Source organism: Gilliamella apis, from assembly GCF_002142155.1.
Classification (GTDB): domain Bacteria; phylum Pseudomonadota; class Gammaproteobacteria; order Enterobacterales; family Orbaceae; genus Gilliamella; species Gilliamella apis.
In genome coordinates this window covers 1-1,609 of the sequence record NZ_NASD01000045.1, presented here as the reverse complement: position 1 = coordinate 1,609, position 1,609 = coordinate 1, and the positions used below count along the sequence as shown (strand labels likewise).

At 51.3% G+C, this 1,609-nt stretch carries 1 rRNA gene; it reads right to left on the bottom strand.

Annotation, left to right across the window (positions count from 1 at the left end):
• Window positions 1–38 precede the first annotated feature (38 nt).
• Window positions 39–1,576: ribosomal RNA gene (locus tag B6C84_RS11410) — 16S ribosomal RNA — on the bottom strand.
• Window positions 1,577–1,609 lie beyond the last annotated feature (33 nt).

The following is a 1,609-nucleotide window of genomic DNA, read 5'->3' as shown; positions in this document are numbered from 1 at the left end:
TAAACAAACAATCTGTGTGAACACTTACGAGCACTTCGTAAGGAGGTGATCCAACCGCAGGTTCCCCTACGGTTACCTTGTTACGACTTCACCCCAGTCATGGACCACACCGTGGTAAACGCCCTCCTTGCGGTTAAGCTATCTACTTCTGGTGCAACCCACTCCCATGGTGTGACGGGCGGTGTGTACAAGGCCCGGGAACGTATTCACCGTGACATTCTGATTCACGATTACTAGCGATTCCGACTTCATGGAGTCGAGTTGCAGACTCCAATCCGGACTTAGACGTACTTTCTGAGGTCCGCTTGCTCTCGCGAGGTCGCCTCCCTTTGTATACGCCATTGTAGCACGTGTGTAGCCCTGGTCGTAAGGGCCATGATGACTTGACGTCGTCCCCACCTTCCTCCGCTTTATCAACGGCAGTCTCCTTTGAGTTCCCGACCGAATCGCTGGCAACAAAGGATAAGGGTTGCGCTCGTTGCGGGACTTAACCCAACATTTCACAACACGAGCTGACGACAGCCATGCAGCACCTGTCTCACAGTTCCCGAAGGCACTCTCGCATCTCTGCAAGATTCTGTGGATGTCAAGACCAGGTAAGGTTCTTCGCGTTGCATCGAATTAAACCACATGCTCCACCGCTTGTGCGGGCCCCCGTCAATTCATTTGAGTTTTAACCTTGCGGCCGTACTCCCCAGGCGGTCGATTTATCGCGTTAGCTTCGGAGCCCATCACTCAGGGCAACAAACTCCAAATCGACATCGTTTACAGCGTGGACTACCAGGGTATCTAATCCTGTTTGCTCCCCACGCTTTCGCATCTCAGCGTCAGTATCTGTCCAGAAGGCCGCCTTCGCCACCGGTATTCCTCCACATCTCTACGCATTTCACCGCTACACGTGGAATTCTACCTTCCTCTACAATACTCTAGTTAACCAGTTTTAAGTGCAATTCCTAGGTTGAGCCCAGGGCTTTCACACCTAACTTAATTATCCGCCTACATGCCCTTTACGCCCAGTCATTCCGATTAACGCTCGCACCCTCCGTATTACCGCGGCTGCTGGCACGGAGTTAGCCGGTGCTTCTTCTGTAATTAACGTCAATTGATGCACCTATTAGATACACCACCTTCCTCATTACCGAAAGTACTTTACAACCCGAAGGCCTTCTTCATACACGCGGCATGGCTGCATCAGGGTTTCCCCCATTGTGCAATATTCCCCACTGCTGCCTCCCGTAGGAGTCTGGACCGTGTCTCAGTTCCAGTGTGGCTGGTCATCCTCTCAGACCAGCTAGAGATCGTCGCCTTGGTAAGCCTTTACCCTACCAACTAGCTAATCCCATATGGGTTCATCAAATGGCGCATGGCCCGAAAGTCCCATGCTTTGGTTTCTCAACATTATGCGGTATTAGCAGTCGTTTCCAACTGTTGTCCCCCTCCATTCGGCAGATCCCCATACATTACTCACCCGTCCGCCACTCGTCATCAAGTGCAAGCACTCATGTTACCGTTCGACTTGCATGTGTTAAGCCTGCCGCCAGCGTTCAATCTGAGCCATGATCAAACTCTTCAATTTAAAGTTTGATGCTCAATAACTGTCTCTGACATA